Here is an 8,712-nt window from a genome sequence, read left to right as displayed (position 1 = left end):
ATTAATTATACCAAAAAATCGCTCAGACCTCACGGTCTGGGCGATTTTTCTGTCAGGGGAGTTTTTTTACAGCCCCATTTTTTGTCGATGACAAAGACGGTTATTGACTGTCGTTTCGTCAAAATAGCCCTGTGCTATATGCTAGGATGTTAGGAAAGTGGAGGGAAATCATGATGGAACTGACAGAAAATAAAAAAGAAAAAGGTATCTGGAAACTGCCGAAGAATGTGCGGCAGATCGGGGAGCCGGGAAGCAGTACAAGAATTCTGATCGAGGATTATGCATATACCTATCTGCATCAGATGGCAGAGCAGAATCTGACCTGCATGAAGACAGCTGTTCTTCTGGGAAATGCGGAAGACGGACGAATCTGTATTCAGGCAGCGGTAGAAGCGGATATGGGACAGGATCAGAAGAAGTGGTTTACAAATGAGCAATGGCGGGATGTATTTGCGGAGGTGCAGCAGTGGTTTTCGGGACTGGAGGTTGTGGGGTGGTTTCTGTCCAATCCTGGATTCCCGGTACAGCTGACAGAGGAACTACGTACACTTCATGAAAAACATTTTCCATCGGACAAGCATGTGTTGTTTTTGATGGATGTGATGGAAAATGATGCAGATTTTTTCATAAAATCAGATGTGGGTCTGACCGCTGCCCCTGGTTATTATATTTACTATGAAAAGAATGACACTATGCAGGCATACATGAGTGAGCAGAGAGGCGGAGCGGGGATCGAACCGGAAGGAATTCTGAGAGACCGGGCGGCTGCAAAGTTCAGGAGCGTCATGATGGAGAAAAAGGAGCAGAACAGCCAGAAGAAAATGCTGACCTTTCTGTATACCGCAAGCACCTTTCTGGTGCTGGTGATCCTGGTGATTGGTGTGACTATGATGAACAATTATGATCGGATGACCAATATGGAGACAGCGATCCATCAGATCTCGCAGACATTGGATCAGGAAAGTACAGGGCAGAATCAAGATACACTGGAACAACAGGCAACGGAAGAGAATCAGGAAGCACTGGCGAACCAGGAAGCAGCTGGTATTGCAGCAGAAGAGCTGGGGGATGCCAGAAGCAATGAGGACGATGCGGAAGCAGCCGGGGATGATGGGGAAGGCACTGCGGAAGAAGCTGCCGGTGAGGATACAGAAGAAAATCCGACGGAAGATCCGGAAAATACATCTTCTGGAGAAAATGCGACAGAACCACAGAGATATGAAGTCAGAAAAGGTGACACTCTTCTGGGTATTTGCAGAAACTGGTATGGAGATGAGACAAAAGTAGGTGAGATCTGCGCGTTAAATGGTCTGGATAATGGTGATCACATTTATGCAGGACAAATCCTTTTACTTCCATAAAAGATGGTGCTATAATGTCCACATTAGAAAATGAAAGATTGGAATTCATCTATGAACATACAGTTGGTAAAGAAAAACAATGTGGATCAGGATATGATGTCCTATGAGAAAAATCTCCGCCAGCATAAGCTGAAAACAGCTGGAATGGTTGTGGCTGTGATCGCTATTATCGGATTGTGTCTGTATGGAATCAAAATCAGTCTGGATCATCGTTCATATACCACCTGCGAAGTGGTCCGCAGTTTTGACAGATCAGATACGATTACAACAAAATACACAGAGTTTCTCTCTTATGTGATCAAATACAGCAAGGATGGAATCTCTTGCGTGGATTCAGAAAATAATCTGGTATGGAGTCAGACCTATAATATGCAGGATCCGGTGATCAATGTGTGTCAGGACAGCCTTGCCATCGCAGACAGAAATGGTACAGATGTGATGATCTTTAACCAGACAGGTATGCAGGGACAGGTACAGACACTGCTTCCGATTCGTCAGATATCCGTATCTCAGCAGGGAGTTCTGGCGGTTCTTCTGGAAGATGGTGACACCAGCAGAGTCAATCTCTACGCAAAAGATGGTTCTCAGATCGTGGAATCCAAATTTGAACTGAGTGAGACCGGTTATCCGCTGCGTATTGCCCTCAGTGCGGATGCGACAAAACTGGCTGTGAGCTTTTTGCAGGTGCAGAATGGCTCCATCAGCAGCTGCGTGGCATTTTATAATTTCGACTCTGTAGGAGAAAACTACGAAGATCATCTGGTGGCCTCGAAGATCCTGCAGGGAACGGTTATGCCGGATGTACAGTATACGGACAGTACCCACTGCTTCTTTGCAGGAGCGGGTGAACTGCTGTTTTTTGAGGGAACGCAGATACCGGAAGAGACTGCAGATGTGACCATCGAGCAGAAGATCCTGAGCATCTTCTCATCCAGTAAATATGTAGGTGTGGTCACGGAAGGAGAAGAGAAATCCTATACACTTCAAGTATACAATATGCAGGGAAAACAGGAATTTCGGACCGAGTTCGACCAGGACTACACGACCCTCAAATTCTCCGGAAATAATATACTGATCTACAACGACTTTGAATATACGATGATGAATCATGCAGGAAATATCTTTTTTGAAGGAACCTTTGAGGAATCCATATCAGATCTATACACCCTGTCAGGAAATAACCGCTATATGGTGCTGCATGCGGGAAGAACCGATCAGATTCGTCTGAAATAGGGGAGGAAATCAATTGATGGATATTGTAAATATTGCTGATCTGGCAGGCTTTCTGTTTCTGGGATTCGGTCTGCTGGATGGTTACCGAAAGGGGCTGGTGAAAAAGGGGGCATCCCTTCTCTTCACCGTAGGCTCCCTTTTTCTTGTGTATCTGATCTCTCCTTATGTGGAGAATTTTTTGCGCCAGATCCTGCCGTCATTTCTGAATCTGGACAACATCAGTGTAGATAATGATCTGTACCGCCTGGTCATGCTCAGCGGATTTCAGGATCAGGCAGAAGAATATGTACGGATCTTGGCAGCCAGAGTGATTTCGCTGGTTGCTACCTATGTGGTGGTGCGGTTGATCCTGCGTACAGCTATGTCATCTTTACGTGTGCTTACAAAAGTTCCGGGCTTAAGCTTTCTGAATCGTTTGGCAGGTGCAGCATTTGGATTGTTGCAGCAGATGCTGGTTCTGTGGATCTTGTTTCTGATCGTTGCGATCTTCAGTTATACTTCCTGGGGAGGCGCAGCCTATAAGATAATCAATCAGAGTGTATGGCTTTCGGAGTTGTACAATAATAATCTGCTGTTGCTGGTTGGAATGCTTTTGATGTTTCATATTTAATTTTTTGTAAGAATACATCTTTGATATTTTTATGCAAAGATGTATTCTTTTTTTGATTTTCCTGTATTCATTCTTGAAAAAGATGGGTGATCATTTTGAAATGCAAATAGGGGAGTGATATAATAGATAAAAGAGACTTGGAGAGAGCTTGCTCACTCTTAACGAATGGTGAAATTCAGGAGGAAAATCTTATGGGTGATGTAAAAAGTGCAATTGCAGCAGGAAAAGCAGTGCTTGGTATTGAATTCGGTTCCACAAGAATTAAAGCAGTTCTGGTGGACGAAGACAGAAAACCGATTGCATCTGGAGCACATGACTGGGAAAATCGTCTGGAAAAAGGGGTGTGGACGTATACGCTGGACGATATCTGGACAGGTCTGCAGGATTGCTACAAGAAGATGGCAGAAGATGTCATGGAACAGTACGGGGTGAAAGTAGAAAAGCTTGCGGGCATTGGTTTCAGTGCTATGATGCATGGATATCTGGCATTTGATAAAGACGGAAATCTGCTGGTGCCGTTCCGTACATGGAGAAATACCATTACCCAGCAGGCATCGGAAGCTCTGACAGAAGCATTTCAGTTCCATATTCCGCAGCGCTGGAGTATCGCACATCTGTATCAGGCCATCCTCAACGGGGAAGAGCATGTGCCGCAGGTGGATTTCTTTACTACGCTGGACGGTTATATCCACTGGCAGCTGACAGGAGAAAAGGTTCTGGGAGTAGGAAGCGCATCTGGTATGTTCCCGATCGATCCGGAGACAAAGAATTACTATACTTCCATGATCGAGAAGTTCGATGAGCTGGTTGCAGCGAAGGAATATCCGTGGAAAGTAGAAAACCTTTTGCCGAAGGTTTTGCTTGCAGGTGATCCGGCAGGCGTCCTGACAGAAGAAGGTGCGAAGCGACTGGATCCGACAGGAACATTGCAGCCGGGATGCCCACTGTGTCCACCAGAAGGAGACGCCGGAACTGGTATGGTGGCAACCAACAGTGTAAAACAGAGAACAGGAAACGTGTCTGCAGGAACTTCTGTGTTTGCTATGATCGTACTTGAAAAAGCACTTAAGAAAGTGCACGAAGAGATCGATATGGTGACAACGCCGAGCGGAGATGCAGTGGCTATGGTCCATTGCAACAACTGTACCTCTGACCTGAACGCATGGGTCAACATTTTTAAAGAGTTTGCAGAGAGCTTTGGCGTGGAAGTGGATATGAACAAACTGTTCGGAACGCTGTACAACAAAGCACTGGAAGGCGACAAAGATTGCGGCGGACTACTGGCATATAACTATTTTTCAGGAGAACATATTACGGGATTTGAAGAAGGACGTCCGCTGTTCGTTCGTAAACCGGAGAGCAGATTCAATCTGGCAAACTTCATGCGTGCAAACCTGTACACTTCTTTGGGCGCATTGAAAGTGGGCCTTGATATTCTTATGAAAGAAGAAAAAGTGGCAGTAGACCGGATCACCGGACATGGTGGTCTGTTCAAGACAAAAGGTGTGGGACAGAAGATCCTTGCCGGAGCTATGGATGCAACGGTATCTGTTATGAAGACTGCAGGAGAAGGCGGAGCATGGGGCATTGCGCTGCTGGCTTCCTATATGGTTCAGAAAGATGCCGGAGAAACGCTGGAGGATTATCTGCAGAACAAAGTGTTTGGTGGAGATGAAGGTGAGAAGATGGATCCGGATCCGGAAGATGTAAAGGGATTTGATGAATTTATCAGTCGTTATAAAGCAGGATTTGCAATTGAGCGTGCGGCAGTGGATTCCTTGAAATCATAAAAATATAACATATGAGAAAACAGGAAACAAAATACCAGAAATTATCAAACTGGATAAAGCAGAAGATCGAGACAGGAGAATGGAAATCGGGACAGAAGCTCTATTCCGAAAATGAGCTGTCAGAAATGTTTGAACTGAGCAGGCAGACGGTCCGCCATGCAATTCATGTTCTGGAGGAAGAAGGTCTTGTGGAACGTGTCCGCGGAAGCGGAACTTATATTGGCAGGCGGAACGGACAGATCCGCAGAAAATGTATGAACATTGCGGTGATCAGTACCTATGTGGACAGTTACATTTTCCCGTCAACCATTCAGGGGATCGTGCAGACCTTGTCGGAAGCTGGATATATGGTCCAGATGGCATTTACCAATAACCGGGTCTCAGATGAACGAAAGATCCTGGAAAATATTCTGGAAAAAGATAATGTGGATGGGATCATCGTGGAAGCGGCAAAAAGTGCACTGCCAAATCCGAACCTGAGCTATTACAAAGAACTGCAGGACAGAGGTGTAAAACTGCTGTTTTTCAACTGCAAATATCCGGAACTTAACGCTCCGCTGGTGGCGCTGGATGATTATCAGGTGGCATATAATATGGTAAATTATCTGCTGTCCATGGGACACCGGAAGATTGCGGGAATCTTCAAATCTGATGATGGTCAGGGAAAACTGAGGTATGCAGGATACATCGATGCCATTATAAAAGAAGGGATCCCTGTGGATGAAAAGAAGATTCTCTGGATTGATACTACAGATCAGAAGGATCTGCGGCGGATCAAAACGTCGCTGATCCGTCGGCTGGTGGACTGTACAGCGGTATTCTGCTACAACGATCAGGTGTCCTATGCTTTGCTTGATATGCTTCACAAAGAAGGAATCCGAGTCCCGGGACAGATATCGATCGCAAGTATTGACGGGTCAGAATTGTCATTGATGGCTGATCCGCAGATCACAACGGTACCTTATCCAATGAAGGAACTTGGAATCAAAGTAGCAGAAAATATGATAAAGCTTCTGGGTGATCCGGAATTTGATGCAGGGTATTTATACAGACCGGAACTGATCTTGCGCAACTCTGTCCGCAGAACGGGAGCGGCACTGGTCAGTGAATCATAAAAATTATGAAATGAACCGAAAGGAGAGAAAGCTATGCTGGAAGAACTGAAACAGAAAGTATATGAGGCAAATATGCTTTTGCCGAAATACGGTCTGGTCACATTCACCTGGGGAAATGTCAGCGGCATTGATCGCGAGAGCGGGCTGTTTGTCATTAAACCAAGCGGTGTTGACTATGAGACCATGACTGCTGATGATATGGTGGTTATGGATCTGAAGGGTAATAAAGTGGAGGGGCATTACAGACCCTCTTCGGACACAGATACTCATTTGGAGATTTACAAAGCATTTCCAAATGTAGGAGGTATTGTGCACACCCATTCTCCTTACGCAACCAGCTGGGCACAGGCTGGAAGAAGTATTCCGTGCTATGGAACAACTCACGCAGATTATATCTATGGAGAGGTGCCATGTCTGCGCTGTCTGACAAAAGATGAGATTGAGGATGCCTATGAGGAAAATACAGGTCATCTGATTGTGAACTCTTTTAAAGAGATGGGGAAAGATCCGATGGCAGTGCCTGCATGTCTATGTAAGAATCATGGACCGTTTGCATGGGGCAAGGATCCGCATGAAGCAGTTCACAATGCAGTGGTACTGGAAGAAGTGGCAAAGATGGCATATCAGACAGAACTGATCAATCCGAAGGTCCAGCCTGCACCGCAGGAGCTTCAGGACAAACATTACTATAGAAAGCATGGGGCAAATGCTTACTATGGTCAGGATACAAAATAATAAAGAGAAGATCAAATATTTCAGGAGGTAATATAAAATGAAAAAACTGTATTTTGTAGTAGGTTCTCAGGACCTTTATGGAGATGAGTGCCTGAAACAGGTGGCCGCAGATGCTCGTGAGATGGCAGATTTTCTGGCAGAGAAGCTGGAAGGAATCGCAACAGTTGAACTTCTTCCGACTGTAGAAAACTCAGAGATCTGTATTGCAGATATGCGTAAGGCATCCTGCGACGATGATTGTATCGGCGTTATTACGTGGATGCATACATTCTCACCGGCAAAAATGTGGATCAAAGGTCTGCAGGAGTTGAGAAAGCCGTTGCTTCATCTTCATACTCAGGCGAATGAAAAACTGCCGTATGATGCTATTGATATGGACTTTATGAATCTGAACCAGTCAGCTCATGGTGATCGTGAGTATGGATTTATCGTAGCGAGAATGGGTATTCCGCATGAGGTTGTTGCAGGTTATTATAAACATGATGATGTTGTAGCGAAGATCAGAAGATTTGCTCAGGTGGCAAAAGCGATCTCTTATTCCAAAGCTCTGAAAGTTGCTTCTTTTGGAAATAACATGAGAGAGGTTGCAGTTACTGATGGTGATCGTGTAGAGAGCCAGATCAAATATGGCTGGGAGTGCAACTATTTTGCGCTGGGTGATGTAGTAGAACTGATCAACCAGGTGACTGACGCTGAAATCGATGCGAAGATGGAAGAGTATACTTCCAAATATACTATGAAGACTGATAATGTTGAGGCTGTCCGTGAACAGGCAAAATACGAGGTTGGTATTGAAAAATTCCTGGAGAAAAATGGAATTGGTGCATTTGCGGATACATTCCAGGATCTTCATGGATTAAAACAGCTTCCTGGCATCGCTGCTCAGAATCTGATGGGTAAAGGAATCGGATTTGGACCGGAAGGTGATTACAAGATCGCTGCGCTTGGAGCAGTTCTGATGAAGATGTCTGAGAACAGAGAGGGAGCAACTGGATTTATCGAGGATTATACATACGATCTGACTCCGGGTCAGGAACTGGAGCTGGCTTCCCATATGCTGGAGGTACCGGTTGCATTTGCTGCTACCAAACCGGAAATTGATGTTATTCCGCTGGGAATCGGTGGAAAAGAAGACCCGGCTCGTCTGATCTTTGATGGTGTGACAGGAGATGGTATTCAGGTTACCATGGTAGATATGGGCGATCATTTCCGTATTATTTGCGCAGATATTGAACTGGTGAAACAGCCGAAACCGATGCCGAAGCTTCCGGTAGCAAGAATTATGTATCGACATAAACCGAATTTTGCTATTGGAACTGCAGCATGGTGCTATGCAGGCGGAGCTCATCACTCTGTTGTATCTACTGCGCTGACCAGAGACGATATCGCAATGTTTGCTCGACTGACTGGTACTGAGCTGATTACCATTGGTGAAGATACTACAGAGGCAGATCTGCAGAAATTTTTCATGAAATAAGTAGACAATAAGGTTAGAACCCATATTGTGATAGATATCGCTGGATCCGAAAGGGCTCGGCGATATCTTTTTTTTGCAAGGTCAAATTCCACAGAGGAGTGGAATTTAACCTTGCGAGTGAGCAGGGTAAAAAAGAGGGTAAAAAAATTAAAAAACATATTGACAATTATATGCTCTGATGATAAGATAAACAAGCTGACCGCGAGAAACGGTAAGCAATCATAAAAAGAAAGACAAAAAACAATGAAAAAAGTTGTTGACAAAGTCTTCTGGATATGATAAAGTAAACAAGCTGTCAGTGAGACAGCGAGTTGAAAACATGAACCTTGATAATTAAATAGTGCTTTGAAAATCTTCGAAAATTCTTTTGAAAATTTTTAAACGAACAGCT

General features: G+C 44.8%; 7 protein-coding genes. All 7 read left to right on the top strand.

Going from position 1 to position 8,712, the window contains the following annotated elements:
* Positions 1–170: 170 nt before the first annotated feature.
* Entirely contained in the window at positions 171–1,361 is a 1,191-nt protein-coding gene (locus WMO62_RS15130; protein ID WP_349145202.1) for a LysM peptidoglycan-binding domain-containing protein, read from the top strand.
* A gap of 51 nt (positions 1,362–1,412) precedes the next feature.
* On the top strand, positions 1,413–2,594 hold the full coding sequence (locus WMO62_RS15125; RefSeq protein ID WP_349145201.1) for a DUF5711 family protein: 1,182 nt from the start codon (positions 1,413–1,415) through the stop codon (positions 2,592–2,594).
* 16 nt (positions 2,595–2,610) lie between these two features.
* A complete protein-coding gene (locus WMO62_RS15120) occupies positions 2,611–3,204 on the top strand; it encodes a CvpA family protein (protein ID WP_349145200.1) in 594 nt (197 codons plus the stop codon).
* 191 nt (positions 3,205–3,395) lie between these two features.
* Positions 3,396–4,994, top strand: a complete 1,599-nt coding sequence (locus tag WMO62_RS15115) for a xylulokinase (protein WP_349145199.1) — start codon at positions 3,396–3,398, stop codon at positions 4,992–4,994.
* Positions 4,995–5,005: 11 nt separating this feature from the next.
* A complete protein-coding gene (locus WMO62_RS15110; RefSeq protein WP_349145198.1) occupies positions 5,006–6,109 on the top strand; it encodes a GntR family transcriptional regulator in 1,104 nt (367 codons plus the stop codon).
* Positions 6,110–6,142: 33 nt separating this feature from the next.
* The gene (locus tag WMO62_RS15105) at positions 6,143–6,844 is read left to right on the top strand and encodes an L-ribulose-5-phosphate 4-epimerase (RefSeq protein WP_349145197.1); all 702 of its coding nucleotides are present in this window, start codon (positions 6,143–6,145) and stop codon (positions 6,842–6,844) included.
* 37 nt (positions 6,845–6,881) lie between these two features.
* The gene (gene araA / locus WMO62_RS15100; RefSeq protein ID WP_349145196.1) at positions 6,882–8,321 is read left to right on the top strand and encodes an L-arabinose isomerase; all 1,440 of its coding nucleotides are present in this window, start codon (positions 6,882–6,884) and stop codon (positions 8,319–8,321) included.
* Positions 8,322–8,712: the final 391 nt, after the last annotated feature.

The organism is Hominiventricola aquisgranensis (assembly GCF_040096225.1).
GTDB lineage: Bacteria > Bacillota > Clostridia > Lachnospirales > Lachnospiraceae > Hominiventricola > Hominiventricola aquisgranensis.
Note: the sequence above shows the minus strand (reverse complement) of the source record. Positions and strands in the feature narration are given on the sequence as shown.

Excerpts from the sequence above, each read along its gene's own strand:
- WMO62_RS15130 (WP_349145202.1), top strand. The coding sequence starts at position 171 with ATGATGGAACTGACAGAAAATAAAAAAGAAAAAGGTATCTGGAAACTG.
- WMO62_RS15125 (WP_349145201.1), top strand. The coding sequence starts at position 1,413 with ATGAACATACAGTTGGTAAAGAAAAACAATGTGGATCAGGATATGATG.
- WMO62_RS15120 (WP_349145200.1), top strand. The coding sequence starts at position 2,611 with ATGGATATTGTAAATATTGCTGATCTGGCAGGCTTTCTGTTTCTGGGA.
- WMO62_RS15115 (WP_349145199.1), top strand. The coding sequence starts at position 3,396 with ATGGGTGATGTAAAAAGTGCAATTGCAGCAGGAAAAGCAGTGCTTGGT.
- WMO62_RS15110 (WP_349145198.1), top strand. The coding sequence starts at position 5,006 with ATGAGAAAACAGGAAACAAAATACCAGAAATTATCAAACTGGATAAAG.
- WMO62_RS15105 (WP_349145197.1), top strand. The coding sequence starts at position 6,143 with ATGCTGGAAGAACTGAAACAGAAAGTATATGAGGCAAATATGCTTTTG.
- araA (WP_349145196.1), top strand. The coding sequence starts at position 6,882 with ATGAAAAAACTGTATTTTGTAGTAGGTTCTCAGGACCTTTATGGAGAT.